31 protein-coding genes and 1 riboswitch are annotated in these 26,439 nt (G+C 42.1%); of the genes, 11 read left to right on the top strand and 20 right to left on the bottom strand.

The window, feature by feature from the left end; translation table 11 throughout:
• Nucleotides 1–141: 141 nt before the first annotated feature.
• A riboswitch (SAM riboswitch) is annotated at nucleotides 142–250 on the bottom strand.
• Nucleotides 251–352: 102 nt separating this feature from the next.
• From MHI16_RS15220 to MHI16_RS15260, 9 genes are all read right to left on the bottom strand, one after another.
• Entirely contained in the window at nucleotides 353–697 is a 345-nt protein-coding gene (locus MHI16_RS15220; RefSeq protein ID WP_058013728.1) for an SCP2 sterol-binding domain-containing protein, read from the bottom strand.
• Nucleotides 698–817: 120 nt separating this feature from the next.
• Nucleotides 818–1,120, bottom strand: a complete 303-nt coding sequence (locus MHI16_RS15225; protein ID WP_003213095.1) for a thioredoxin family protein — start codon at nucleotides 1,118–1,120, stop codon at nucleotides 818–820.
• 12 nt (nucleotides 1,121–1,132) lie between these two features.
• Nucleotides 1,133–1,477, bottom strand: coding sequence for a toprim domain-containing protein (locus MHI16_RS15230; protein WP_058013901.1), 345 nt, complete (start codon nucleotides 1,475–1,477; stop codon nucleotides 1,133–1,135).
• A gap of 127 nt (nucleotides 1,478–1,604) precedes the next feature.
• Nucleotides 1,605–1,841, bottom strand: coding sequence for a YusG family protein (locus tag MHI16_RS15235; RefSeq protein WP_034659913.1), 237 nt, complete (start codon nucleotides 1,839–1,841; stop codon nucleotides 1,605–1,607).
• A gap of 44 nt (nucleotides 1,842–1,885) precedes the next feature.
• Nucleotides 1,886–2,269 (bottom strand): glycine cleavage system protein GcvH, encoded by a 384-nt coding sequence (gene gcvH / locus MHI16_RS15240; RefSeq protein WP_003213614.1) that lies wholly within the window; start codon nucleotides 2,267–2,269, stop codon nucleotides 1,886–1,888.
• A 66-nt stretch (nucleotides 2,270–2,335) separates the two neighbouring features.
• A complete protein-coding gene (locus MHI16_RS15245; RefSeq protein WP_061410268.1) occupies nucleotides 2,336–2,692 on the bottom strand; it encodes an arsenate reductase family protein in 357 nt (118 codons plus the stop codon).
• Between the two features lie 309 nt (nucleotides 2,693–3,001).
• Nucleotides 3,002–4,783, bottom strand: a complete 1,782-nt coding sequence (locus tag MHI16_RS15250) for an acyl-CoA dehydrogenase family protein (protein ID WP_061409550.1) — start codon at nucleotides 4,781–4,783, stop codon at nucleotides 3,002–3,004.
• A gap of 14 nt (nucleotides 4,784–4,797) precedes the next feature.
• Complete coding sequence (locus MHI16_RS15255) at nucleotides 4,798–5,973, bottom strand: acetyl-CoA C-acetyltransferase (RefSeq protein WP_058013726.1); 1,176 nt, start codon at nucleotides 5,971–5,973, stop codon at nucleotides 4,798–4,800.
• A gap of 12 nt (nucleotides 5,974–5,985) precedes the next feature.
• The gene (locus MHI16_RS15260) at nucleotides 5,986–8,373 is read right to left on the bottom strand and encodes a 3-hydroxyacyl-CoA dehydrogenase/enoyl-CoA hydratase family protein (protein WP_061409552.1); all 2,388 of its coding nucleotides are present in this window, start codon (nucleotides 8,371–8,373) and stop codon (nucleotides 5,986–5,988) included.
• Nucleotides 8,374–8,572: 199 nt separating this feature from the next.
• Between MHI16_RS15260 and MHI16_RS15265 the strand changes: the two genes are divergently transcribed.
• The 3 genes from MHI16_RS15265 to MHI16_RS15275 are packed head-to-tail and all read left to right on the top strand — an operon-like array spanning nucleotide 8,573 to nucleotide 9,347.
• Nucleotides 8,573–8,710 carry a YuzL family protein gene (locus tag MHI16_RS15265; RefSeq protein ID WP_003212904.1) on the top strand — a complete coding sequence of 46 codons (138 nt, stop codon included), beginning with the start codon at nucleotides 8,573–8,575 and terminating at the stop codon, nucleotides 8,708–8,710.
• 44 nt (nucleotides 8,711–8,754) lie between these two features.
• Nucleotides 8,755–8,988, top strand: a complete 234-nt coding sequence (locus tag MHI16_RS15270) for a hypothetical protein (protein WP_223250686.1) — start codon at nucleotides 8,755–8,757, stop codon at nucleotides 8,986–8,988.
• 11 nt (nucleotides 8,989–8,999) lie between these two features.
• A complete protein-coding gene (locus tag MHI16_RS15275; protein WP_268466662.1) occupies nucleotides 9,000–9,347 on the top strand; it encodes a spore coat protein in 348 nt (115 codons plus the stop codon).
• 33 nt (nucleotides 9,348–9,380) lie between these two features.
• Here the strand turns inward: MHI16_RS15275 and MHI16_RS15280 are convergent, their stop codons facing one another.
• From MHI16_RS15280 to MHI16_RS15290, 3 genes are all read right to left on the bottom strand, one after another.
• Entirely contained in the window at nucleotides 9,381–9,632 is a 252-nt protein-coding gene (locus tag MHI16_RS15280; RefSeq protein ID WP_061409554.1) for a YusU family protein, read from the bottom strand.
• A gap of 74 nt (nucleotides 9,633–9,706) precedes the next feature.
• Entirely contained in the window at nucleotides 9,707–10,537 is an 831-nt protein-coding gene (locus MHI16_RS15285) for an ABC transporter ATP-binding protein (protein WP_003213584.1), read from the bottom strand.
• A 148-nt stretch (nucleotides 10,538–10,685) separates the two neighbouring features.
• Nucleotides 10,686–11,132, bottom strand: a complete 447-nt coding sequence (locus MHI16_RS15290; RefSeq protein WP_186306811.1) for a YusW family protein — start codon at nucleotides 11,130–11,132, stop codon at nucleotides 10,686–10,688.
• A 111-nt stretch (nucleotides 11,133–11,243) separates the two neighbouring features.
• On the opposite strand from MHI16_RS15290, the gene MHI16_RS15295 reads away from it, so the two are divergent.
• Nucleotides 11,244–12,089, top strand: a complete 846-nt coding sequence (locus MHI16_RS15295) for an oxidoreductase (protein ID WP_061409557.1) — start codon at nucleotides 11,244–11,246, stop codon at nucleotides 12,087–12,089.
• Between the two features lie 44 nt (nucleotides 12,090–12,133).
• Here the strand turns inward: MHI16_RS15295 and MHI16_RS15300 are convergent, their stop codons facing one another.
• The gene (locus tag MHI16_RS15300) at nucleotides 12,134–13,504 is read right to left on the bottom strand and encodes a trypsin-like peptidase domain-containing protein (RefSeq protein WP_061409559.1); all 1,371 of its coding nucleotides are present in this window, start codon (nucleotides 13,502–13,504) and stop codon (nucleotides 12,134–12,136) included.
• A 336-nt stretch (nucleotides 13,505–13,840) separates the two neighbouring features.
• On the opposite strand from MHI16_RS15300, the gene MHI16_RS15305 reads away from it, so the two are divergent.
• The gene (locus MHI16_RS15305) at nucleotides 13,841–14,518 is read left to right on the top strand and encodes a response regulator transcription factor (RefSeq protein ID WP_058013720.1); all 678 of its coding nucleotides are present in this window, start codon (nucleotides 13,841–13,843) and stop codon (nucleotides 14,516–14,518) included.
• Nucleotides 14,515–15,846 carry a HAMP domain-containing sensor histidine kinase gene (locus MHI16_RS15310; protein WP_058013719.1) on the top strand — a complete coding sequence of 444 codons (1,332 nt, stop codon included), beginning with the start codon at nucleotides 14,515–14,517 and terminating at the stop codon, nucleotides 15,844–15,846. The genes MHI16_RS15305 and MHI16_RS15310 overlap by 4 nt, the downstream gene beginning before the upstream one ends.
• A gap of 20 nt (nucleotides 15,847–15,866) precedes the next feature.
• Here the strand turns inward: MHI16_RS15310 and spxO are convergent, their stop codons facing one another.
• The gene (spxO, locus tag MHI16_RS15315; RefSeq protein ID WP_003212782.1) at nucleotides 15,867–16,031 is read right to left on the bottom strand and encodes an anti-adapter protein SpxO; all 165 of its coding nucleotides are present in this window, start codon (nucleotides 16,029–16,031) and stop codon (nucleotides 15,867–15,869) included.
• Between the two features lie 192 nt (nucleotides 16,032–16,223).
• Here spxO and MHI16_RS15320 point away from each other — a divergent pair, with 192 nt between their 5' ends.
• Complete coding sequence (locus MHI16_RS15320) at nucleotides 16,224–17,102, top strand: TetR/AcrR family transcriptional regulator (protein WP_058013718.1); 879 nt, start codon at nucleotides 16,224–16,226, stop codon at nucleotides 17,100–17,102.
• Between the two features lie 80 nt (nucleotides 17,103–17,182).
• Here the strand turns inward: MHI16_RS15320 and fumC are convergent, their stop codons facing one another.
• Nucleotides 17,183–18,577, bottom strand: coding sequence for a class II fumarate hydratase (gene fumC / locus MHI16_RS15325; RefSeq protein WP_061409561.1), 1,395 nt, complete (start codon nucleotides 18,575–18,577; stop codon nucleotides 17,183–17,185).
• Between the two features lie 89 nt (nucleotides 18,578–18,666).
• A complete protein-coding gene (locus MHI16_RS15330) occupies nucleotides 18,667–18,834 on the bottom strand; it encodes a YvzF family protein (RefSeq protein ID WP_003213147.1) in 168 nt (55 codons plus the stop codon).
• 114 nt (nucleotides 18,835–18,948) lie between these two features.
• On the opposite strand from MHI16_RS15330, the gene MHI16_RS15335 reads away from it, so the two are divergent.
• The 4 genes from MHI16_RS15335 to MHI16_RS15350 are packed head-to-tail and all read left to right on the top strand — an operon-like array spanning nucleotide 18,949 to nucleotide 22,978.
• Complete coding sequence (locus tag MHI16_RS15335; protein WP_061409563.1) at nucleotides 18,949–20,373, top strand: spore germination protein; 1,425 nt, start codon at nucleotides 18,949–18,951, stop codon at nucleotides 20,371–20,373.
• The gene (locus MHI16_RS15340) at nucleotides 20,360–21,454 is read left to right on the top strand and encodes an endospore germination permease (protein ID WP_061409565.1); all 1,095 of its coding nucleotides are present in this window, start codon (nucleotides 20,360–20,362) and stop codon (nucleotides 21,452–21,454) included. The genes MHI16_RS15335 and MHI16_RS15340 overlap by 14 nt, the downstream gene beginning before the upstream one ends.
• Entirely contained in the window at nucleotides 21,451–22,572 is a 1,122-nt protein-coding gene (locus MHI16_RS15345; RefSeq protein WP_058013714.1) for a Ger(x)C family spore germination protein, read from the top strand. The genes MHI16_RS15340 and MHI16_RS15345 overlap by 4 nt, the downstream gene beginning before the upstream one ends.
• A gap of 37 nt (nucleotides 22,573–22,609) precedes the next feature.
• Nucleotides 22,610–22,978, top strand: a complete 369-nt coding sequence (locus MHI16_RS15350; protein WP_012011213.1) for a hypothetical protein — start codon at nucleotides 22,610–22,612, stop codon at nucleotides 22,976–22,978.
• Between the two features lie 47 nt (nucleotides 22,979–23,025).
• Here MHI16_RS15350 and MHI16_RS15355 read toward each other — a convergent pair whose 3' ends face one another.
• From MHI16_RS15355 to MHI16_RS15370, 4 genes are read right to left on the bottom strand one after another with little or no spacing between them, the layout of a single operon-like run.
• Nucleotides 23,026–23,661, bottom strand: a complete 636-nt coding sequence (locus MHI16_RS15355; protein WP_003213157.1) for a response regulator transcription factor — start codon at nucleotides 23,659–23,661, stop codon at nucleotides 23,026–23,028.
• Nucleotides 23,658–24,722 (bottom strand): two-component system sensor histidine kinase LiaS, encoded by a 1,065-nt coding sequence (gene liaS, locus MHI16_RS15360; RefSeq protein ID WP_058013713.1) that lies wholly within the window; start codon nucleotides 24,720–24,722, stop codon nucleotides 23,658–23,660. The genes MHI16_RS15355 and liaS overlap by 4 nt, the downstream gene beginning before the upstream one ends.
• Nucleotides 24,719–25,483 (bottom strand): cell wall-active antibiotics response protein LiaF, encoded by a 765-nt coding sequence (liaF, locus tag MHI16_RS15365; RefSeq protein ID WP_034620120.1) that lies wholly within the window; start codon nucleotides 25,481–25,483, stop codon nucleotides 24,719–24,721. Before liaF ends, liaS begins: the two co-directional genes overlap by 4 nt.
• A gap of 30 nt (nucleotides 25,484–25,513) precedes the next feature.
• The gene (locus MHI16_RS15370) at nucleotides 25,514–26,383 is read right to left on the bottom strand and encodes a DUF4097 domain-containing protein (protein ID WP_144461822.1); all 870 of its coding nucleotides are present in this window, start codon (nucleotides 26,381–26,383) and stop codon (nucleotides 25,514–25,516) included.
• Nucleotides 26,384–26,439 lie beyond the last annotated feature (56 nt).

Here is a 26,439-nt window from a genome sequence, read left to right on the forward strand (position 1 = left end):
GCTTTCTTGCTGAATCTATAGGTTGCCATCACATACATTATTTATTCTTCCTGCTGCCATGCTTCGCGCCTGGCTTGAGGTCAGTAAAAAAGACCTAACTGCAATGCAAGCAGAAAGGCCTTTTATGTTCAATACGCCTTTCTCTCATCTTTCAAAGCATTGCGGCTTTGAGTGAATTGGCACCAATTTCAGCTATGCTGACGGTTGCCGGGTTTCATAGGGCACGTCCCTCCACCTCTCTTAATAAGAGAAAATATGTTGTTTTATGTGATGTTCATGTTTTTACTAACGTAGAATATCATGCTACCCGAGATATGTCAACGCTGTAAATCGCTAATTTCCTAGTAAACGACTACGTTATCATTTTTCGAAAAAAACCGTTCGTCAGCCAAAGCACCGCCTCTAGTCTTAGGAGCGCACGGAATGACCCTTTTACTTTCACTTGTCCCCTGCTAATTAACTGCTGTAAGGACATATCTCCATCTAATAATTGAAGTATTTCTTTTCTCTCACCATAAAAGATGAGATCCGATAACTCAATTGCAGGTAGTTTCTTCACTTCACCACGCTCATCCACAATCAATGTACAAGAGTCAGTTTCCGCCTCAAATGTAATCTTCAAGGATGATGATGAGAGCAGCGGCTTTAGCAATAATCGCTGCCCTGTTGTGTTACCATGGGTTTTCACTTTTTCCACATGTATAACCTCCCTGTCATTTGGTTATACATAACATTTCTCTACAAACATTGGCTTGTCCTTTATAAATAACTCGACAAATTTTCAGATGAATTGCTTGAAATATGACAAAAAACCGCTTTATTTAGCGGTTTCAATCATTTCGTGAAGATATGGAACAGAGTGAAAGGCATAGCCTTTTTGCACTAGCTCACCTTTTTTAAACAGTAGAAAGCAAGGAACGCTTTCGATCTCAAAAGCTTTCGCAAAGCCTGGTGAGTAGTTTAAGTTATTTTCGTAAAATGGTACATCCGGCTGCATGGTGTCAACGACAGCAAGCATTTTCTTTGCCAGCTGACATGTCCCGCAAAACGGTGTATATAAGTATAAAAGAAATAAATCGTCCTTTATCTCCTTGAATTCGTGTTCTTCAATCTCTTTCATATACGTCCACCCTCATACATATTTCGAATGAACATCAATGTTTGCAGCTAATAGGATAGATGCAATGTGGGCTGACGGTGAAGCGGCCACTTCGCGGTACGTTCTGTCGACAAAAAGATGAAGTGCTTCAGGGAATTCTTTTCGAAATTGCTTCCGCAGTTTGTCGCCTGCATCGTCACTGTCTGCTAATATGTAAACGTCTTTCCCCAATAATTCGTCTACGAGCTGATCCAGCTTCGATGTACTGATCGTGCCATTGGTGCAAATGATGGTAACAGGTTCACTTATGACTTCTTTTAGCTTTTGTTTGTCTGTTTTACCTTCTACAATGATGACCTTTTCTACCTCTACATTCATCACGATCACCCGGCCCTTTTGACGTTGTTCACTTCTCCCTTAGATTACAATCTTTCATCGAGGTTGTAAAGATTGGGGCTTGCACTAAAAAGACTGCAGCTTATGCTCACTGCAGCCTTATCTGTGATTAGCACCAGCCATTTTCATCATCACAGTCTACATATTTTTCTGTCCCGTGGGTCAATGTATCCGTCAGACGATAAAAACGATTTTGATCATAGGAATAACCTGATTTTAACTCATATTGGTTTTCACTAATCATCGTGCCAATCTCTTCATTTTGATGATACAGCACCATGCCGCTTTCTTTGAATCGTCCAGTGACATGATCTGTTATATCCACCTGTTCTTTTTGAAAAGACAAATTGGACACCCCCCATAAAGGTAGAGTGTCCAATTTCACGTGAATTAGTCTTCTTTTGTCATTTCTTCATATTGCTCAGCAGTCATCAAGTTCTCAATTTCAGATGTATCAGCTGGCTCTACCACGATCATCCATGCTTTTTCGTATGGAGAGTCATTGACGAATTCAGGGCTGTCATCCAGCTCATCGTTCACTTCAACGATTGTGCCGTTGATCGGTGCGTAAAGCTCAGAAACTGTTTTCACTGATTCTACACTTCCGAAAGGCTCGTCCGCTGTAATTTTGTCTCCTACTTCAGGAAGCTCAACGAACACGATATCGCCTAGCTCAGATTGAGCAAAATGCGTAATACCGATACGCACCTTATCTCCTTCTACTTTGACCCATTCATGTTCTTCTGAATAACGTAAATCTTTTGGTGTGCTCATTCAATACCCCTCCAGTCTTTTCTTTCAATCTATATTGAAGATACCACAATCTGAATGAAAGTTACATCATTTCCAGACGCTTTTAAATGTATCTTCATTAAATCCAACTGTGACTCGTTTACCGTCTGTTGTAATCGGACGCTTGATCAGCATTCCGTTAGATGCGAGTAATTCTAGCTGCTCGTCCTCTGACATTGCAGGAAGTTGATCTTTCAGCTGCAGCTCTCGGTATTTCTGTCCGCTTGTATTAAAGAATTTCTTCAGCTCTAAGCCGCTTTTTTCATAAAGGGCTTTTAATGTTTCTTTATCAGGCGTCTCTTCGACGATATGTATGCTGTTGATGTCTTTATTGTGTTCTTCCAGCCATTTTTTTGCTTTTCGGCATGTACTGCAAGATGGGTATTCATAAAAATCTAAAGCCACCATTTTCACCTCCTGCAAATAGTGACAACATTTTATCACAAAATATTTTAAAAACCTAAATGTATGCTTACAAAAAGGTGCGGAATGATATCCGCACCTCAGCGTGTAGACAAACCCTCGCATTCGGTGTCAGGTCTGCGCTTCGGTGCTCACGAATGTCAAATTCGCTCCGCTCCGGTGCTCGTCCTTCCTAGACTTCAAAGGTTTTCTATCACGCTGAAAAGAAGACAAAGGGCTAAAATAAAGATCATTTTAGCCCTTTGTCAACAATCTGAGGTACGGAGTGATATCCGCACCTTTTAAGCCGTCTTATACGATATATTTCTCTGCTTCAAAGATTCGTTTCGCCACTTCGCGCTTTTTGGCGATGACATTAATCGGGGTGAATCTTGTCAGTTTGCGAAGAGCTGACAGACTCATGCGGAGTGCATCTCCTTCTTCCATCGCGATCAAGGATTCTTTTGCATGGGCTTCAATTTTTAAGAAGGCTTCCTGCGTGAAAATTTGTGTGTAAGCAAGCTTTTGAGCATTCTTATCAAGCCCTGATGCAGCGATTGCCTTTTCAGTACGCAGAATCGCCGATTCAGCAGCAAAAATTTCATTGACGATATCCGCTATGTTCACAAGAATCTCTTGCTCTTTGTCTAATGCTTTTCCATACTTCATCGCCGCCATTCCAGATACCATTAAGGCGATCTTTTTCGCATGGGTGAGCAAGTATTTTTCTTGATCGAGCGGCTGATCACCCGGCTCTTCCGGCATCATCATCATGAGCTCTTCCTGTAAGGTTTGCGCCTTTTGAAGAAGCGGAAGCTCTCCCTTCATCGCTTTCTTCAAGAATGTGCCTGGTACAAGCAGACGGTTGATTTCGTTTGTCCCTTCAAAAATACGGTTAATCCGCGAGTCACGATAGGCTCTTTCGACCTCGTATTCTTGCATGAATCCATATCCGCCGTGAATCTGCACGCCCTCATCCGCAATATAGTCTAAAGTTTCAGAGCCAAGCACTTTACAAAGAGAGCATTCAATTGCATATTCTGCAATGGACTGGGCAATTTGTTTGCCGTCCTTTTGCTCTTCTTCACTTAATAGACCCATGCGCTGTTCAAATAATCCAACTGTGCGGTAAACAGCACTTTCCATCGCATAGAGCTTTGCCGACATGTTGGCTACTTTTTCACCAATTAAGCTAAATCGAGAAATTGGCGTTTGGAATTGCTTACGCTGGTTTGCATATTCTGCTGATAATTGAATGACACGTTTTGACGCACCAACTGTCCCGACAGCCAGCTTGTAGCGTCCGATATTTAAAATATTAAAGGCAATGACATGACCTCTGCCAGCCTCACCTAATAAATTCTCTTTTGGCACTTGAGCATCTTCAAGGATTAACGTTCTCGTCGAGGACCCTTTAATGCCCATCTTTTTCTCTTCAGGTCCCGTTTTGACACCAGGAAAATCCTTTTCTACGATAAAAGCAGAGAAGTGTTCACCATCAATTTTCGCATATACGACAAAGACGTCGGCAAATGCGGAGTTTGTGATCCATTGTTTTTCCCCATTCAACACATAATGAGTTCCGGCTTCATTTAAGACCGCAGTTGTCTTTGCTCCAAGAGCGTCAGAGCCTGATCCTGGCTCAGTTAGGGCGTACGCCGCAATTGTTTCTCCAGAAGCGAGTCCAGGCAGGTATGTTTCCTTTTGCGCTTGATTTCCGAACAGTACGATGGGCAGAGATCCAATGCCGACATGGGCGCCATAGGAAAGTGAGAAGCTCCCTGCTCTGGAGAATTTCTCGGTAATAATGGCTGAACTGATTTTATCTAATCCGAGCCCACCGAATTCTTCAGGCACGTCAGCTCCTAGCAGCCCAAGCTCTCCAGCCTTTTTGAGAAGCCTGACAGAATGCTCAAATTCATGCTTTTCAATTTGATCTATATATGGAACAACGTCTTGTAAAATATAATCCTCTGTTGTCTTTCCAATCATTTGATGCTCATCAGTGAAATCCTCTGGTGTAAAGATATGCTCATAATTCGTCTCATCAATTAAGAAGCTTCCACCCTTTTTTACCTCTTCCATTGCTTTCATCCTGATTTCCCCCTTTAGATCAATTCAAAAATTCCTGCTGCTCCCATGCCCCCGCCGATACACATTGTGACGATACCAAATTGCTCGTTTCGACGTTTCATTTCATGAATAAGTGACAGTGTCAGTTTCGTTCCTGTACAGCCGAGCGGATGTCCTAGCGCGATTGCCCCGCCATTCACATTCACTTTCTCTTCATCAATCCCTAAATGACGAATGACTTGAATGGCCTGAGAGGCAAACGCTTCGTTTAATTCAAACAGCCCGATATCTTTCAGCTCAAGTCCAGCGATTTTCAGCGCACGCGGAATGGCTTCAATTGGACCGATTCCCATCACCTCAGGCGGTACACCGCCAACAGCAAACGCCCGGAACTTGGCGAGTGGCTGAAGGGAAAGTGAGGATGCTTTCTCACGATCCATCATCATCACACACGCAGCGCCGTCACTTGTTTGTGAAGAGTTTCCTGCGGTTACCGTCCCCTTTGTTGAAAAAGCCGGACGCAAAGTCGAAAGAATCTCCTCCGTTGTCCCTGCTCTTACGCCTTCATCCTGTGAGAACGTGAATTGATGTTCTTCTAATTGATATTGCTCTCCTACCCGCCGCTCTGTTACATCAACGGAGACAATTTCATCTGAAAACTTTCCTTCCTGTAATGCTTTGGCTGCCTTTTGATGACTTCTTACCGCAAAGGCGTCCTGATCTTGACGTGTGACCTGATACTTTTGCGCCACCTGCTCTGCCGTGTGTCCCATGCTCATGTAGTATTCAGGCGCTTGTTCTGCCAAATGAGCATTCGGACGAATGGAGTGACCCATCATCGGCACCTGTGACATCGATTCGACGCCACCAGCTAAGATTGTTTCTGCCTGACCGAGCATGATTCGTTCACCCGCATAAGCGATGGATTGAAGACCAGATGAGCAGTAGCGGTTAATGGTGATGGCAGGGACTGTATACGGAAGCCCTGCTAATGCTCCAATATTCCGAGCCACATTTAACCCCTGCTCTGCTTCTGGTGTTGCACATCCGATAATCAAATCATCTATCTGTCCGTCGTAATCACCGGCACGCTTTAATGTTTCTTTTACACACAATGCGCCCATATCATCAGGTCGAACATGTTTTAACGATCCTTTTTTCGCCTTCCCTACTGGTGTTCTCGCGCCAGCGACAATGACTGCTTCTCTCATTTTGACTCCCCCTTAGTTACGTAAAGGTTTTCCTTTGACGAGCATGTGCTGCATGCGTGCTTGTGATTTCACTTCTCCTACAAGACTTAAAAAGGCTTCCCTTTCAAGCTCTAATAAGTATTGCTCCTCTACTTCTGTTCCAAATGGCAGTTTTCCGCCGGAAATAACATGAGCTAATTTTTTAACAATGGTCATGTCATGCTCTGAAATGTATCCAGACAATCTCATATTTTCAGCCGCCAATATCATTGCTGCATAGCCTGTTTCGCCCATGACGGGCACCTTTTGCTTGAGCGGCGCACGATAACCCGCTTCATCAAGAGAGAGCACAAGTTGTTTCGCATCATAGATCAAGTGATCTCCGTTCATACTGATTCGGTCACTCGCGCGAAGCATGTTCATATCCCGCGCTTCCTCTGCCGAAGTGGATACTTTCGCCATTGCAATTGTTTCAAATGTTTTCATCGTGGCGTCTTGTATAGCGGTCTGCGATGGCTTCGCTGATCCTTGTAGATGGCGAAGGTATAATTCTTTGTTTCCACCGCCGCCTGGAATCAGTCCAACTCCCGCTTCGACAAGACCCATGTATGCTTCACTCGACGCCTGAATAGCTGCTGCCGGCAGACAAACCTCTGTTCCGCCTCCGAGTGTCATACCAAACGGTGCAGCAACGATTGGACGGTCGCTATATTTCACCTTCATCATTGCCTGCTGGAAGCGGCGGATCACAAAGTCAATTTCAAAGAAATTATCGTCCTGAGCTTCCATTAAAATCAAAGCAAGGTTGGCACCAACACAGAAGTTCTTGCCTTGGTTTCCGATGACAAGCCCTCTATAATTTTGTTCCACCTCATCGACAGCGCGATTGATCATGTCAATGACATCTAGTCCAATGGCATTGCTTTTGGAGTGAAATTCGAGCAAGGCGACATCATCACCGATATCGATCAAGCTCGCACCAGCATTTTTAAAAATAACGCCGTGCTTCTTTTTCAATCTCGCTAAGGAAATATTCTTTTCGTTTCCTTTTTCCTGTTCATAAGTCCCATTATGATAAAACGCACGCTCTCCATCAGCATTCTCTTGATAGAATGTATCGTGTCCTTCTGAAAGCATGTCTTGCACCCACTGCGGGATGCTGTGACCTTCTGCTTCCATGCGCTCGACTGCTTTTTTCACACCGATTGCATCCCATAGCTCAAATGGACCGTGCTGCCAGCCAAACCCCCATTTCATTGCGTTATCGATGGACTGAATGTCATCCGCAATTTCGCCTGTTAACTGAGCCGAATAAAGGAGCACAGGTGCCGTCATGTTCCAGAGCAATTGTCCTGCACGCCCATCTTGATAAATAAGCGCTTTCAATTTCGCTTTCGTTCCCTTTTGCTGCTTCGCCATCTCAATGCCTAGATCTTTCAGCTTCGTTCGTTCTCCATATGTGAGCGTCACAGGATCAAGTTCTAAAATGGCCTTTCCATTCTTTTGATAAAACCCTTGCCCTGCCTTGCTGCCAATCCATCCCTTTTCAAGCATTCTTTCAATAAACTCAGGAAGCTGGAAAATATCTTTTTCTTTACCTTCTACTTGGTCATATACGTTGCGGGCTACATGGAAAAACGTGTCGAGTCCTACGACATCAAGTGTACGGAAGGTCGCACTTTTCGGTCTTCCAATGAGGGGTCCTGTGACTGAATCCACCTCTCCAATGGTGTATTTGTTTTCAAGCATTTCACGCACTGTCACAAGGAGTCCATAAGTACCAATACGATTGGCAATAAAGTTCGGCGTATCTTTCGCTTCCACGACGCCTTTACCAAGTACATCCTCGCCAAACGTTTTCATAAATTGGAGTACTTCTGGATCTGTTTCTTGAATAGGAATGATTTCTAAAAGCTTTAAATAACGAGCGGGGTTAAAAAAATGTGTGCCTAAAAAGTGGCGTTTAAAATCCTCTGATCGGCCTTCTGCCATTTTTTCAACCGAAATTCCCGATGTGTTACTTGATACGATGCTGCCTTCTTTGCGGTGTTCGTCGATGAGCGAGAATACGTGCTTTTTGATGCTGAGCTTTTCAGTGACGACTTCAATGATCCAGTCAGCATCTTGTAATAAGGAAAGGTGATCTGTGAGATTTCCTGGTGTGATGTATGAAAGGTTTTTTGCTGAAGTAAGAGGTGCTGGCTTTTGCTTTAACAATTTTTTCATCGCTTCTTGACTTAATCTATTCCGAACACTAGGGTGATCAAGCGTTCGCTTTTTTGCCGTTTCTTCCTTTGTCAGTTCGTTTGGCACAATATCTAGCAATGTTACTGGTATCCCGATATTGGCTAGATGCGCAGCAATGCCTGAGCCCATGACACCTGAACCAATGACAGCCGCCTTGCGAATATGTTTGCCCATAAATATCCCCCTAAACATTTTGAATGAACAGTCATTCATTTTTTGTCCAAAAAAAAGCAATGCCTCTTTCTTTATCTTAAAAGATTTTCCGAAACAGTTCAAGTACGGATTTCAAAAATTTACACATTCTCATGTGCCTTACTTTGCGGCGTATGAATTAAAGACGAGAGGGCATTGTAAGAATGGAGGTGATGTCCACATGTCTCGTTTGAAGAAAAACCCATCGAAAGCAGGCGTAAGTGCTGCAAGTGTAAAAGGAAACGCAGGTCCATCACAGGAAGCAGACCTAGGCGGCAAAAAGACTAGTCAAAATCAGCAATATAAAAAGAATCAGTAAGGAAACAAAATCGTAAGGAGGAACACACCTTGAACAATCAGCAAATGAATATGCCCCCGCAAGTCATTTCAGTGAAGGATTCCTTGTACTTAGAGGATATGCTGAATTGGAACTTGATCGCTATGAAAAAGGCTCACTTTATGGCCGAGCATTGCCAGGACCAAACATTGAAACAAGAATTAAATCAAGTGGGCCAAATGCACCATCAGCATTACACACAAATTCTTCAGCATTTAGGCAGCTCAGGGCAAGGCCAGTCTACTGGCTTTATGCAATAGGAGGAAAAAACATGGAACAGCAAAACCAACAAAAAATCGGGAATCCTCAAACCCCGGTTCCCACATCAACAAACATGAATGATCGTGATTTTGTCACAGATCTCTTGTCGACTGAAAAATATATGACAAGCGGATACAACACAGCGCTCAATGAATTCAGTCATGAATCTCTTTATCAGGATATTCAGCGAATCGCGCTAGAAACTCAGAAAACACAAAGACATTTATATGATGTCATGTTCCGATATGGGTGGTATTCAGTTGAAGCCGCTGAGCAGCAAAAGCTTCAGCAGGCACACCAGAAATTTCAGCAAACACTGACAGAACAATCTCCATACGGACCATCACAGATGTCATAAAGAAAAACTGCCAGTATGGAGCTGGCAGTTTTTTTAGCGGTCTTGATTGGATCGATGAGCTTCGTTCATTTGTTTGATCCGCTGAATGGTTTCTTTGATTTCTTCCTTAGCCTCTGGATACGTTTCATTAAAGTGCTTTGCTAGAGGCGGCATACTTTTTGCAATATGAGAATAGATGACCCACTGTTTCACATCTTCTTTCAGCTCGTCTGTTGATTCACCGAGCAGCAGCTCTGTATATTTCTCAAGCAAGCCTTCAAGCTTTTCGTCTAGTTCATTTCCCATTTTGATCTTCCGCTCCTTTTTTCAGAAAAAAGCCTGACTCTGTACGTAACAGATGTCAGGCTTTTGACATACGATTATCTTGCAGCGAGAAATGTCTCCGCTTGCGCTTGCTGCACAATACAGCGTCCTCTGCCATGCGGAATACATAATGGCGTTCCGAATAAAGGATCTGTTGTCACTTGGCAGTTCATATCAAAGACATTTTTCACAAGATCACAATTAATGACCGTTTCTGGTCTTCCTTCTGCATAAATCGTCTTGTCTTTAATCGCTACAAGGTGATGAGCATATCGGCATGCGAGATTCAGGTCATGAAGAACCATGACGATCGTGCGCTGCTCTTTTTCATTTAAGTCAAACAGAAGGTCGAGAATTTCAATTTGATGCGTCATGTCTAAATATGTCGTCGGCTCATCTAACAAAATGATATCCGTTTCCTGCGCTAACGTCATCGCAATCCATGCACGCTGCCTTTGTCCACCTGATAATGAATCGACCGTTCGATCAGCAAGGTCTTCCATCTTCGTTGACTTCAGTGCACGATTCACTGCTTCCTCGTCCTGCTTTGACCACTGCTTCAGCCAATTTTGATAAGGATATCTGCCTTGCTTCACTAATTGATGCACAGTTAATCCTTCTGGCGCTTCTGGTCCTTGCGGAAGAATGGCGAGCTGTTTCGCTACTTCCTTTGTTGGTAATTTGGCAATGGAATGACCTTCAAGCAGGACAGAACCACCCATTGGCTTCATGAGACGGGCCAAAGAGCGAAGTAGCGTGGATTTACCGCATCCATTGCTGCCAATAAATACTGTGATTTCACCCTTAGGGATTGATACATTTAGTTCATCTATGATCATTGTTTCTCCGTAGCCTAAGCTTAAACCTTCAGTAGAAATGGCACTCATTCCGCTCAAACGCTCCTTTTCTCATGCAAATTTTTTATATGAAATATCGTCTATATATAGACGCAAAAGATCACTTATCTCAATTTAGTGTATCAGATTTAAGTGATCTTGAAAATCATTTTCAATTAAAAAATGAGAAAGTTCCGTTTTACTTCTTCTTTTGGAATGTACGTTTGGTCCCATCTTCAAGCTTAATATCGACCTGAATTCGCTGATAATCATCGTCTAAATTAAAAGCAGCTAATAGCTCATTTACATACGTTTCATTGATCTTCGCACTAGGAATAGACATATCATTTAGCTTCATCTTCATCTCCCGTAATGCTTCTTCACCTTCATAGCGGACACCGTTCATATGATCACGAATAAGTGCTTCTTCTTTGCCTTTCGCCTGACGATAGGTGGCTTCGTATAATTCGCTTTTCTGCCCGTATTGAACATGCAGGTGGAGATGCTCAAATGGAAGTTCCTTCATTTGAACCGCTGAAAGACTCTCTGCTTCTGCTTCCTTTGTTTGCTGGAGCGGCTCGATTGATTGGCAGCCAGACAGCATAAAAAGCAGCACTCCTATTTGTCCCGCCTTCTTCCAACACATCATGTGCTTCCTCCTATTTCTTATCATCGCTTTTTATTCTTCTCCATCCTTCTTTTCGTTATTCAATAAAAGAGCGGGCTATGGTAAATTGAAACAAAAAGGAGGTACGAGATGATGAAAAGGACAGCCATTGTAACTGGTGCCAATAGCGGCTTTGGCAAGCTCATCACGATAGGTCTCGCCAAGCAAGGCTATACAGTGATTGCAGGCGTCAGGCAGGAAGCCAATGCGAAAAAGCTTGCTGAAGAAATCGAGCAAGTCTCGTTATCCGAAGCGATACATATTGAAGCATTAGATGTGACAGACACGCAGTCGATTCAAGCATTTCAGAAAAAACTACATGCTTACGCCCCTATTACCCTGCTTGTCAACAATGCAGGAACAGCCTATGCGGGTTTTGCTGAAGAGGTTCCTGTTGACACGTACCGCCAGCAATTTGATGTCAATGTTTTCGGAGTCATGGAAGTGACACAAGCCGTCCTTCCGTTTATGACAAATGGTGCAAAGATATTCAATATGAGCAGCATCAGCGGATTAATGGGAATGCCCGCACTTTCTCCTTATGTATCTTCCAAGTTTGCTTTAGAGGGCTACACAGAGAGCTTGCGCATTGAACTAGCCTCGTTCGGTATACAGGCAGCCTTGATCGAGCCAGGCTCTTTCCAAACGAATATTTGGAACACGTCTATGAACGAGCACATGTTGCAGCCAGAGGAAGGCTCGAAATACATACACATTTATCAAAAGATGATGGCTCATATCAATGCCCAGAAATCAAACTACGGGGACCCGCGTGAAGTCGCAGACCTTGTGATTCGATTAGCTGAGAAGAAGCGGCTGAAAAAGCTGAGATATCCGATTGGGAAAGGAGTGCGACTTTCATTTACCGCAAAGCAGCTTCTGCCTTGGAGCATGTGGGAAAAGATCATATTACGTACACTCTCTTCAAAAAAATAAGCATAAAAAACAGGTAGACCTTTAACGTCCACCTGTTTTTTCATTTATTCAGTTTCAGACTGTCCAAGGGTAATGTCTAGATTTTTGTTTTTCCCTTCACGAATGACAGTCATTGTTGTTTTATCGCCGACTTTTGTTTCTTTGTACAAAATTTCTTTCAGCTGAGAGCTGTTCGCCACGTTTTTCCCTTTAAACTTAATGATGACATCTCCAGACTTCAAGCCTGCTTTTTGTGCAGGTGATCCTTTTGATACATCCTTTACGTAAATCCCTTTGCCGATTTGTTTATCAAATAGGCCGAGCGTATTTTCTTGATATGTTTCAGGCACTTGCTCAAGATCAATCATTTGTACGCCAAGGTAAGGACGTTCAACCTTTCCGTTTTTCAACAGCTCATCTACTATCGGTTTGACATCGTTACTTGGAATCGCAAAGCCGAGTGATTCGACACCGCTTTCGCTAATTTTTAAGCTGTTGATACCGATGACTTGACCATCTGTATTGATAAGCGGTCCACCGCTGTTTCCTGGATTGATCGCTGCATCTGTTTGCAGTACATTCATTTCCACCGTACCAGATGACGTGTTCGCTTCAACTGTACGATCAAGACCACTAATAATCCCTTCTGTTACAGTACCAGAGAACTGGGCACCAAGCGGGTTTCCAATTGCGATCACTTTGTCTCCAGCACGAAGCTTAGAAGAATCACCAAAGCTCGCCACTTTATCAATGCCGTCTGCATTGATTTCTACAACCGCTAAATCTGTCATCACGTCACTGCCGACGAGCTTCGCGTCTTTTGTTTTTCCGTCATAAAGTGTGACCTTCAATTTATTGGCACCCTCGACTACGTGGTTATTTGTAATAATGTACGCTTTTTTCCCATCCTTTTTAAAGATGACACCAGAACCCGTTCCAGCTTCAGCTTCTGTTGAATCACCGCTAAGGCCAAACGAATTTTGGGTAGATTGATAGTTTGAGACTCCCACAATGGTTGGCTCTAAATCTTCTACCATATCAGAAACATTTGTGGCATTGGTGATTTGTTTTGTTGAGAAATTTTCAGAGGCCGCTGGTTCACTTGACGCTGTTTGCGTTTGATTGTTTGCTGCTGTGTCCTGTGACTGCGGCAAAAGCGGTGTAATGCCAAGCACAAGGCCGCCGCCAATAATTCCGCCAAGGATCGGACTGAGCCATGCTGCTTTCCGCTTTTTCTCCTTTTTCGACGCACGGTCATCCCCCATTTGAGGAGAATGGTTTGTCACACTCTCCTGAGTGGCAGAAGCTTCGTTTTCATGAGGTTGAAAAACGACTTCCTTTTCTTTTTCAGGTTCGTCTATTTGTTTCTCATTCTCTTGATGTACATCTTCTTCTTGATTCAAATTCTTCTCTTCATCTTCTCTTCGAAAATCCATCGCTTACACTCCTTTACATCATGTTCATGACTTGCTTGATTCATATGTGTAGATAGGACTCATGTCCTCTTAATGGCAACATCATTGAAGATACTACATGACAATAAGTCAAATTATATAATACTTATTCATAGAAAAAAAGCAAGGTGCGCACATTCGTGAAAAGCACCTATTGATCTGCCTTTTGTCTATGCCCTTTTTTCCCTTGAGCTTATCATAAACAAACATTATGGGATAATAATGAGAAGAATATGTGAAATTGTGAAAAATGCATGAGATTGTTGACATGCCGCCTTTATATCCCGTTATAATGACGTTGAGAGGATGTGGAAGACTTTGTCGTACACCATTTATTTAGTGGAAGATGAACAAAACTTAAACGAACTTTTAACCAAATATTTAGAAAGTGAAAATTGGAATGTCTCCTCTTTTTTAACCGGAGAAGCGGCACGCGAAGCAATGAATAAGCCGCCGCATCTATGGATTTTAGATATCATGCTGCCTGATACAGATGGCTACACACTGATTAAAGAAATCAAAGCCGCATCACCTGACGTACCGGTCATTTTCATTTCAGCACGCGACGCTGATATTGATCGTGTCCTCGGTTTAGAGCTGGGAAGCAGTGATTATATTGCGAAACCATTTCTTCCGCGCGAGCTGATCATTCGGGTGCAAAAGCTGCTTGAGCTTGTGTATAAAAACAGCGATACTCCGCAGCAGCAAAGTGTTACACCCGTTTCCTCTTATGTCATTCATGAGGATGTAAGAGAGGTGTATGAAGAAGATCAGCTTATTAACTTAACTTCTAAGGAATTTGACTTGCTGCTTTTATTTACACATCATCAAGGACATGCTTTTTCTCGTGAAGATATTCTCGTCAAAATTTGGGGACACGATTACTTTGGGACAGATCGTGTGGTGGATGACCTTGTCAGACGATTGCGCAAAAAAATGCCCGACTTAAAGGTCGAGACCATCTATGGATTTGGCTATAGGATGCTAAAAGGATGAAGAACAAACCACTCGCTTTTCAAATTTGGATCGTCATCTCTGGTATTTTACTCACCATCTCGATTGTCCTGATCATTCTATTTTCCAATACATTACGTAACTTTTTCACGAATGAAATTTATAAAAATATCGAAAATGAACAACAGGTGCTCACAGAATATCCGTTGAACCGAGACGGCTCGCCAAAGTCGACACCGGAAAACCGCTCGGTGCAGCACATTCTGATTCCGTCAGATGAATTAAACCAAATGACGCAGTTTTTCCCGCACGCTTTTATTGAGAAAATCCAAGCCTTTGTGAAAAAACAAAAAAGCGCAACGAAACGCTATTCTGAAGAGGTGAATGGCCAGCACATCTTTTTTGTCATCAAAAAAGTATCAACAGGCAATACCCAATATATTCTTTTGTCTTATGCGCCAGACTCTTATCGAGATGACCTGTCCTTTACGCTGTTTAAACAGCTGATCTTTATCTTGGGCACCGTTATTTTATTAAGCTGGATTCCATCGATTTGGCTTGCCCGCTACTTATCCCGTCCAATCGTTGCATTTGAAAAGCACGTGAAGCGGATTGCACAAGAGGACTGGGACGATCCTGTCATCGTTGACCGGCAAGATGAGATCGGAAAGCTTGGTCACACCATTGAAGAAATGAGACAAAAACTCATTCAAAAGGATGAAACAGAACGGACTCTTTTGCAAAATATATCACATGACTTAAAGACACCTGTCATGGTCATCCGCGGCTATACGCAGTCAATTAAAGATGGTATTTTTCCTAAGGGAGATCTTGAACAAACGGTGGAAGTCATTGAAGGTGAAGCGGAAAAGCTTGAGAAGAAAATCAAGGATTTGCTGTACTTAACAAAGCTTGATTATTTATCAAATCAACACCCTGCACATGCTTCCTTCCTACTCAGTAATACGATGCTGGAAGTGGTCGACCGGATACGCTGGTCGAAAAATGAATTGCAGTGGAACGTGGACTTAGATGATGAGGCTGCTCTTGAAGGCGATCCAGAACAATGGAGCAAATTATTTGAGAATGTACTAGAAAATCAACTTCGCTACGCAAAAAGTAAAATTGATATTCATATGAAACAGGAAGAGGATCAAATACGCATTGTCATTCGTAATGACGGTCCTCCAATTGAAGAACATATGCTATCCAACCTATACGAACCTTTTAGTAAGGGAAAAAAGGGCGAATTCGGTATTGGATTAAGCATTGTCAAAAAAATTCTCTCCATGCATCAAGCGTCTATATCTATTGAAAATGATGAACTAGGTGTACGTTATACGATCACGGTTCCAAAGAAGAGACTGTAGGTTTTTGACCGCAGTCTTTTTTAGATGAATGAATACCCATTAAAATCACGGTATGTGGCTTTAATTTTCTTGCCAGCTTGATACATCCATTTCTTTTCAATGGTTGTCTCTTTCGGCATTTTGACTTTTTCTACTTGAATTCCTTTTGTTCGCAAGCGTCTTATCATATCATCGATTTCTCTCATGGAACATCATCCTTTCACATATTTTGACCAGTTGGTCACCTTACTTTATAATATAAAGAATTACACTGTAAAAAACAAGTTACAATCTGATTAATTTTTGAAAACTTTCGTCGTTTATGACCGATAAGTCACATCTCTTTGCTCACGTTTCCTAAGACATTTGTCTCTCGGTAAGAAAGGATGACATTCATATTGAAAAAGAAAGAGAAAATGATCATTGAGGCTGGTATGAAATTGTTTGCCAGCAAAGGCTACAATACAACGTCTGTTCAGGAAATTGCGGATGAATGCCACATGTCAAAGGGTGCTTTTTATCTTTATTTTAAATCAAAGGAAGCACTGCTCATTTCAATCTTACATTACTATTATGATAAGGTATTTACCCGGATTCATGAGGTTCAAACAGAGGGCGGCACACCAAAGGAAGCCTACCGTAAACAGCTCACTGTCTACTACGATAATATTTTGCAGCAAAAGGATTTTATTAAAATGCAGCTAAGTGATCGAGCATTGCCAATGAATGAAGATACGCAGCAGCTCGCAAAACAAATCAGACTTGCCACCATTCAGCTTCACATTGATAACATTAAGCAAGTATATGGAGATGCAGCGATTCCTTATATGGCTGATCTTTGTTTGACGATTGAGGGCATGAGCCATGTATATTTCGAGCTTGCGATTTTATATGATTTTCAGCTGGAGGCTGAGGAGCTAGCCGCAACGATGATTCACCGTATTGATGATTTGATGGGCGGTATGATGGAGCGACATGATCTTCCGCTCATCTCTGTAGATCAAGCGAGCGATTGGTTTGGTCCTATTTATGAACGGTCATTCGACCCGCTGACAGAATCTCTTTTAAAAGAACTAAGAGAGCAGGCTGAGGCACACTATGAAGTGAAAGACGAGCCTGATTTATTTGAAGCACTTGGCATTTTAGAAAATGAATTAAACAAACAGAAACCTAGACAAGTCATCGTGAAAGGCATGCTGCATCAATTGAAATTATACACACCGCTCCGAACCCACTCCGAATCACTTTTGCGTATTTTGAAAGAGGACCATTTGTAGAACCCAAGGCATTCCTTGGGTTTCATTTTTGTTCACATCACATTCAATGAAAAAAACCAGGGGCAGCCGCCCCTGGTTTCTTATTTTGCTTTCGGTGTCACCATTTCTTCTGGTTTCACAAACTCTTCAAACTGCTCTTCTGTTAACAGCTCTAATTGAAGTGCTGCTTCTTTTAACGTTAAACCTTCTTTGTGAGCAAGCTTTGCAATTTTCGCTGCATTTTCATATCCGATGTGCGGGTTAAGTGCCGTCACAAGCATCAATGAATTGTTCAAGTTTTTCTCGATTGTTTCTAGGTTTGGTTCGATTCCAATGGCACATTTGTCATGGAATGAGTTCATGCCATCAGCAAGTAATTCAACTGATTGCAAGAAGTTATAGATGATGACCGGCTTAAATACGTTCAGCTCAAAATTTCCTTGGCTGGCAGCAAAACCGATCGTTGCATCATTCCCCATAATTTGTGCTGCAATCATTGTTAAAGCTTCACTTTGAGTTGGGTTCACTTTACCTGGCATAATGGAGCTTCCTGGCTCATTTTCAGGAATGATCAATTCACCAATTCCGCAGCGTGGACCACTTGCCAGCCATCTCACATCGTTGGCAATTTTCATTAAATCAGCTGCAAGTGCTTTTAGGGCACCGTGTGCATACGTAATTTCATCATGGCTTGTCAGCGCATGGAATTTGTTTGGTGAAGAATTGAAATTTTGACCTGTCAGCTTGCTGATTTCTTCAGCGACATATTGACCAAACTCAGGATGTGCGTTAATTCCTGTACCAACAGCTGTGCCACCAATCGCAAGCTCTCTCATTTTTTCAGTTGATTCTAGAATCATTTCTTTTGAACGGTCCAGCATGTACACCCAGCCGCTAATTTCTTGACCTACTGTCAGTGGTGTTGCGTCTTGCAAATGCGTACGACCAATTTTCACAATTTCTAGATATGCTTTTGCTTTCTCATCAAGAGTCGCTCTCAATTGATCAATCGCAGGCAATAACTTTTTGTACACAGCTAAAACAGCTGCCACGTGCATAGCAGTTGGGAATGTGTCATTTGAGCTTTGACTGCGGTTGACGTCATCATTCGGGTGAATGCTGAACTCACTATTTTTATCTTTCAAGTAAGCAGTTGCTCTATTTGCAACGACTTCGTTCATATTCATGTTACTTTGTGTCCCGCTACCTGTCTGCCATACAACAAGCGGGAAATGCTCGTCATACTTTCCGCTGATGATGTCATCACATACAGCAGCAATTGCTTCTGCTTTTTCGCTCTCAAGGTTGCCAAGACGTTCGTTGGCAATCGCTGTGCTACGTTTCAAAATTGCAAACGCATTCACAACTTCCTTTGGCATTTTCTCAGAACCGATTTTGAAATTTTCTTTGCTTCGTTGTGTTTGTGCACCCCAGAACTTGTCCTTTGGCACCTTGATTTCGCCCATTGTATCTTTTTCGATTCTAAATTCTGTCATTATGTATCCCTCCATAGCTTCTATACACTCAACTCTATTCTATACAAAAAACCAAAATCCTTTAAGCGTTTTCAATTAAAATTTTATCTTTATTTTAATTTTAGTTCAATATAAACGCGGACATCTTTCGAATATTTGTATTTTGGGTTCGTTTTTCCGTAATCTTTTGATGTATATGTCACTTCATAATGCTTGTCAAACGACTGTAGAATACGGTCAATCTCCTCTTTTGTTCCTGCTAAACGAATTTGTGCCATCTTGTGTCCTCCAAAACCCTCATTCTTTCTTTTACCACAAAATAATGTAACACAGAATATTGTTTTTTCAAGCAGGTAATGCTAAGAAAAAGTTATTTGAGGCGGGTGATCCATTTGAATCAAACTCCACTGAAAGAGCACTTATACGATAATCTCTCTGTCATCCTCCCGCAGTTAAAGGATATGGACGATTTGATTCATGAGAAAAAAACGCTGCCTCACGGGCAAGTTGTTTACTATTTATACATAAAAGAAATGAACAAAAAGATGGAGATTCAAACCTTTTTAAAGCTGCTTCTCCAAGATCATGCGTCTCTTACAAAAGAAAAGTTGGAATCTAATTTATTCATGATGACCACTCGTTCGGTTAAGACCTCTGAAGAATTGATTGATGCGATTTTTGAAGGTCACTGCGTGGTGCTGATTAACGGATTTCAGCATGCTTATATATTAGAAACAAACGGAACGAAGAAACGCAATTTAGGGGATTCTACCTCTGAAACAGTCGTAAGAGGACCCAAAATTGGCTTTATTGAAGATTTAAATACGAATTTAGCGCTTGTAAGACAGCGCTTAAAGAATCCTGATGTCAAAACCGTCGATATGAAGATTGGTTTACAGAAATACACACAGGTGACCATCATGTACATCGACGGTATCGTACAAGTACCTGTTTTAAAGGAAGTCAAAAAGCGGCTCAAGCAAGTCACCATTGATGATATACAGGACTCTGGTGTTCTTGAGGAGCTCATTGAAGACAATGTGTACTCTCCTTTTCCACAAATTCAAAACACAGAACGGCCGGATAAAGTCGCGTCTGCTTTAAACAATGGCCGGGTCGCCATTTTTGTCGATCACTCACCTTTTGTGTTAATTGTACCTGCTTCACTCGCCACAATTATGCAATCACCTGATGATTATTATGAAAGGTGGATCGCTGCCTCTCTCATTCGGATGCTGCGGTTCACCTCGATCTTTCTGACATTATTTTTATCAGCCATTTATATTGCGCTTGTGTCCTTCCATCAAGGGCTTTTACCAACAACTCTTGCTATTTCAATCTCAAGTACGAGAGAAAATGTCCCCTTTCCGCCTATTGTGGAGGCGCTTATCATGGAGATCACAATTGAACTGCTGCGGGAAGCCGGTTTAAGGCTGCCAAATCCGCTCGGTCAAACGATTGGACTTGTTGGCGGAGTTGTTATTGGACAGGCTGCCGTTCAGGCACATATTGTCAGCTCGATTATGGTGATTATCGTGAGTGTCATTGCACTTGCATCCTTTACTGTTCCTCAATATGGAATGGGCATGTCCTTTCGCGTGCTCCGTTTTGTGTCCATGTTTGCTGCGGCTACCTTTGGTTTATACGGGATTGTGCTGTTTATGCTCGTACTCCTTACCCATCTCACACGTCAAAAAAGTTTTGGCACACCGTATTTCTCACCAGATTTTGTGTTCAGCTATAAAAACGAGGACAATTCCATTATTCGATTGCCCTTAAAAAATCAACAGAAAGGAGAACGAGATGGTCAATCATAAAGAGTCGATATCAAGCTATCAGGCAAGTGCCATTATTGCAAATACAACACTAGGCGCAAGTATGATGATTCTGCCACGTTCAATGGCTCAGGCTGCGGCTACACCTGACGGCTGGATTGCACTCTTACTCATGAGTGTCATTTACATTGTGTTTATTTTTGCAAATGTCCTGATGATGAAAAAAGTACCTTTCTCCTCATATTATGATTATACGAATGAGGGACTTGGAAAATGGATTGGCGCACTTGCCAACCTCTTGATTATTATTTATTTTCTTGGCGTTGCCAGCTATGAAGTACGGGCTATGTCGGAAATGGTCAAATTCTTTCTGCTTCAAAACACGCCAGTAGCTGTGACAATGATCAGCTTTATTGTGGTTGGGTTTTATCTGGTGATTGGCGGAATTGGTGATTTAGCGCGGCTTTTCCCTTTTATACTGATTGTGACGCTCATCATCTTATTTGTCGCTTACGGACTTAGCCTTCAAGAATTTAAGTTAGATAACCTCCGTCCCGTTTTAGGAGAGGGATTCACCCCTGTCTTCAAATCTTTGAACGCATCAGCCATTTCGTTTGTAGGCATTGAAATGATGCTGTTTATGCCTGCCTATTTGAACACACAAAAACATACCTTTGCTTATGGGACAGTCGGCTTTTTAATTCCAGCGATTATTTATATTTTCACTTATATTCTTGTGATTGGTGCGCTGACTGTCAAAGAAACAGCGACTTTGACTTGGCCGACCATTGCCTTATTTCAATCTTTTGATATTCAAGGAATTTTTATTGAGCGAATTGACTCCTTTTTGCTTATCGTTTGGTTGGTTCAGCTTTATACAAGCTTTGTCGGATATACATTTTTTGCTGCAATCGGGGTGTCTAAACTGACCAAGTTTCCTAAACAAGTGGTCCTTGTTTTAATGGGAATTGTCATTTACTTTGCAGCGATTTTTCCAAAGGATGTCGATACAGTGCGAAATTATTTAACCTATGTGAACAACCTCTTTTTCCTGCTGTTCGGCATTCTCCCGTTTCTCTTATTTATCATCGTGTTTTTCAAAAGGAGGCGGAACACAACATGAAAAAGAAAGCAGCTGTTGCTCTTTTGACGCTGGTTCTATTAAGTGGTTGCTGGGATAGCACAAATATTGAGGAGCTTAACATGGCGATTGGATTTGCAGTAGACAAAGGGGACCAAGGGAATAAATTAAAGGTATCTATGCAAGTCCTCGTTCCTCAAAAGATCTCTCAGGAATCAAACATCAAAGACCCTACGAAAATCATTGAAACAAACGGGGATTCTGTGCATCAAATATTCCGCACAACGGCGCTGAAAAGCCATCGCATTTTCGCACAGCAGCTACGGGTGTTTTTGTTTTCTGAGGAACTCATCAATGAGAATAATTTCGACCTCGTCATTAATCAATTCATTCGAGACAATGAAACGAGGAGAGGAGGCCTCGTCTTTATGACCTCTAAGAATCCTGGAGACATGCTGAAAATCAATGACGACGGACAGCCAGCCTCTACGACCTTATACGATCTTTCTGAGAATAGAAAATCGACCATTCGCATGTTTAAGACTAGCTCATTAGGAGATATTTCTTCTGCCATGCAAAACAATGTATCTTTCGCTATTCCGAAAGTCAGCGTCGATCAAGGAAAATTAATGATCGATGGAGCCTCTATTATTAAGAATAAGCGATTTCTCACCAATATCTCTCCGTTAGCAGTACAGTCATACAATCTGTTAACTGGAGACGGACTGGGTGGAGTCATTGAATTTGAATATGAACACAGCATCTACTCTTTTGAGATTTTCAAACTCAAGCACCATATTAAAACCAATAAATCAGCCAGCGGAAAATATCAATTTGATGTGTCAGTGGAACTTGATGGACGATTGTCTGAGGATTGGAATGAACGTGAGAACGCTTTTAATGAAAAGTATCTCAGAGAAATTGAAGGCGTTGTCAAGCGGCGAATAGAGACAAGCGTTAAAGATTTCATCGGTGAATTACAGCATGAGATCAAAGCTGATATTTGCGGGTTCTATCAGAAGGCGAGTATTGCTTACCCGAAGGATTTTCGAAAAGATGCAAAACATTGGGATGAGATTTTTAGTGAATCAGATATTCAGTACAAAGCAAATGTGAAAATCCGTGACTTCGGGACTAAGGGCGCAACACAATCCTTATAGAGTATGTTAAAATGGTAAGAAAAAAAGGGTGTCAATCATGAAACGAGCTTTACTTTCGGCCGGCATTCTATTTTTGATTCTAGGAATACTCCTGTTAGTCGTTGTATTCATGCAATCAAAAGAAGATTTCTTCATTGAAGCCGACAGCTTTTCGAGCACATTTTTGATCGTGATCTATTATGGACAAACCCCTGCGCTCCTTCTTATTGGAGGCGGTATATTCGTCGGACTTTCACAGATCATTGGTTTGCAAGAGAAAAAGGCAGCTTTGGCAAAGGAGAGCGTAAAGCTATTATCCGAGATGAAGAAAGCCCTAGAAGACAAATCGGCCGAGGAGCAGGAGGCTTTTCCAGTTCCTGAGCTCCATCAACTATCCGAACGTCCGATCACAGGACAGAAGGACTAAACTTACGCATGTTCTAGCAGCTTTCTTTTGAAAGCTGTTTTTTTATTTTATTGGATCAGCTTATGACGATGCGCATACACAGCCGCTTGCGTCCGGTCTTCTACATCGAGTTTGGAAAGAATGTTCGTAATATGTGTCTTCACTGTTTTAATTGTAATAAATAGTTCCTCAGCGATGACCTTATTCGATTTCCCATCGGCAATCAGCTTCAAGATTTCCATTTCCCTTGCTGTTAATGCATCATGAAGGATCGATCCATTTGAGGAATGACGAAGTTTATTCATCACCTTTCCAGCTACTTTTGATTCTAGTCTTGGTTCGCCGATACTTGCAGACCGAATGGCATCTGCAATTTCTCCTGCCTTGGATGTTTTTAATAAATAACTTAACGCACCTGCCTCAATCACTGGATAAACTTTATCATCGTCAATAAAGCTCGTCAGAACGATAATTCGAGCATCTTCAATTTCCTGACAAATTCTTTTCGTTGCTTCGATGCCATCCATGCCTTCCATGACAAGATCCATTAAAATGACATCTGGCCGTAATTCAACTGCTAGCTCTACACCTTTTTGTCCATCTGACGCTTCACCAATGACTTCAATATCAGCCTGTGCCTCTAAAAAAGCAGCAAGCCCCATTCTCACCATTTCGTGATCGTCAATTAAAAGCACTCGAATCATCGAACGTTCTCTCCTTTTCCTTCATCAAAAATGGGAACCTTCACATCAATTTGTGTTCCTTTTCCTTCAAATGACATAATCTCTGCGACACCGCCTACTTCACTTGTTCTTTCACGAATTGATTCCAGTCCGTAGGAGGCCGTCTTCACATGATCGGTTTGAAAGCCGATCCCATTGTCGATAATCTTCAGCTGCACCTGCCGATTTCGAATGAGCAGACGCACCGTCACCTTTGTCGCCTTTGCATGCCTGAACACATTTGACAGGGCTTCCTGTACAATTCGGAAGAGGTGATCCTCTACTCCTTTTGAGAGCGGTACATCATCTTCTATTTCCCAATCAATATCAATCGGCTGCTTTGCTTGAAATTCATTTAGGAGTTCAATCAAGCCTTTTTTCAAGTCTTTTCCTTCAAGGGTGATCGGTCTGAGATGTAGCAAAAGCGCACGCATTTCATTCTGTGCATCGCCAGCCATTCGTTCGACTAAGCGCATCTGCTTTAAAATCTTTTCATCCTTTTCCTTCATGCCTTCAAGAATCGCAGAGGTCATCATTGAAATTGCAAACAACTGCTGGCTGACCGCATCATGCAGTTCTCGTGCTAGACGCTGACGTTCTTCGGAGACGACCGATTTTTTCATTTGCACCTGCCATTCTGCCCGCTCATTCGAGAGCTTTTGCAAAGAGGCTACTTGACCTTCTACTCGTTTCGCCATTTCATTTAATTGGTCTGCCGCTAAGCCAATTTCATCGTCGCCAAGAGACGGCAGTCTGTATGCAAAGTTCCCATTTTCAAACTTTAAAATCGACTCTACAAGCTGATCAAGACGCTTTTTATGCTGATAGCCAAATACATGTGAGGCAGAAACCCCAATGGCAAGACTAATGATCAGTAAAATACAAAAAAACGGGATGCCGAACCAGCGGGTAGAGAGGAGAATCATCGGATCAAGCTGATAATAAAAAAACATGGGCAGCATCGTCATGATGACAACACCAAGCGAGATCCCTACTCCAAGACGAATAGATTGCCACTGGATACCTAGATGGAGTTTCCTCATAAGTATCTCACATCCACATCTCCGATCAGTAAAGAGATGGAGATTTTCACTTTTCGTTTGCTCTCATCGTAATTGTCGGTCATCACATACACTTTACTTCCGAATCCGCTTCTTTTTTCATCAATAATCTTCATATCACCAATGGCAGCCGAAGCACTCACACATACTTCAATATCCTGCGGCACGAAAATATCCACATCCCCGATGAGCCCGCTTATTACGATCGTGCTCTCTTCTTCTGCGATGATGGCCTTTGATAAGTCGATTTTGACATCGCCGATAAACCCTGAAATCGTCAGATCACTTAATTGAAACGGCTTTTTCATCAGTCTGACTTCACCGATAAAGAAGTCATGCTCCTTGCGCGGCTTTGTCTGGCTTTTTGTTTTCTTTTGCTCGCCCTCTTTTTCAAGATTGACTTTCAGAGAAGGCTTATCGCTCTCCGGTGCTTCCTTTTTATCGACATCAAAAACGGGTTTGTTTTTCAATAAGCGATAGCCGGCATATATCAAAAAGGCCGCAAATAAATATCCTGTGAGACTAAACGTAATATTGAGCAGGAATTTTAAAAAGAGAAAGCCGGCAAAAATATAGGAAACTGAACCGAGCCAACGTTTGGATCTTGAGTGCAGCCAATAGCCCGCAAGCGCAAAAAACACAGGCCAAAACAAATCGGCTCCGATCCCAATAATTTTGAGAAATAGATTAATACCAAAAATCACGACAATGATACCTAAAATTTGATTCCTTGAAAAACGCAGTTGACTCGCCTCCTTCCTTTGTTTCGTTCATTACCGCAGCTTTAAGTTTCCACTTGTCATTTCAATATCGACTAAGTGTGTCCCTTTTCCCCGCGTGCCTGTAAAGCCTCGACCTTCACTGTCTGCTTGATCAAAGTGATAGGTGTGATCGACACTTCCACTTGTTTTTTTCACTTGGACGTTAAAATCTCCTTCATCCGGCAGGTTAAATTTTGCGCTGCCTGATGTCATGTGAAAGGAGACAGGTGATTCAATGGTATCAAAGCTTGCCGTCAATCTACCACTCGTCATTTCTAGCTGCATTTCCCCTTTGACATCTTTAATATCGGCACGCCCTGAGGTTGCTCCAATATCGCTATTTTTCGCATCGATGTGAGACACAGAGAGTCTGCCAGATGTCGCTTTGATTTCGACATTGTTTGCTGAGAAATTCTCGGCATTGAGGTTTCCGCTTGTTGATTTGAGGATCACATCTTCAAGTGCCAGCTTCCCTTCGCCGTCAATCTCACTGACCCCGCTTCCACCCGTAATCTTCACATTTTTATGATAATCTGTTGGCATTTTGACTAAGAGTTCTCCTTTTTCAAATGAAGTGAAAAACAAGAATCCTTTATTTTCAGCACGGATGTTAAATGTACTACCTGTTTGTTCCGCATACATTTTCCCTTTTCCACCTACGACCATCACGGAAATATCGGAACGATTTTCAGGCTGTACCTTCACGCGAAATCCAGAAAGAGAAATATCTAATTGATCAATTTCATCTTTTTTCGCTGAAGCTGTTGTGACTGGTTTTTCACGGGAGAAACTCAAATGAAAGAGATTTTCGTTTTTGAAAAGCATCCCAATCATTAAAAAGACACCTACGAGTATACAAATTAGACCAATTAATCGCTTCATTCATACCATCCCTTTATCTTCTGACCTTTTCATTATAAGGAAAAGCGAAACAGAAA

Source organism: Bacillus sp. FSL K6-0923, assembly GCF_038630825.1.
Lineage (GTDB): Bacteria > Bacillota > Bacilli > Bacillales > Bacillaceae > Bacillus > Bacillus pumilus.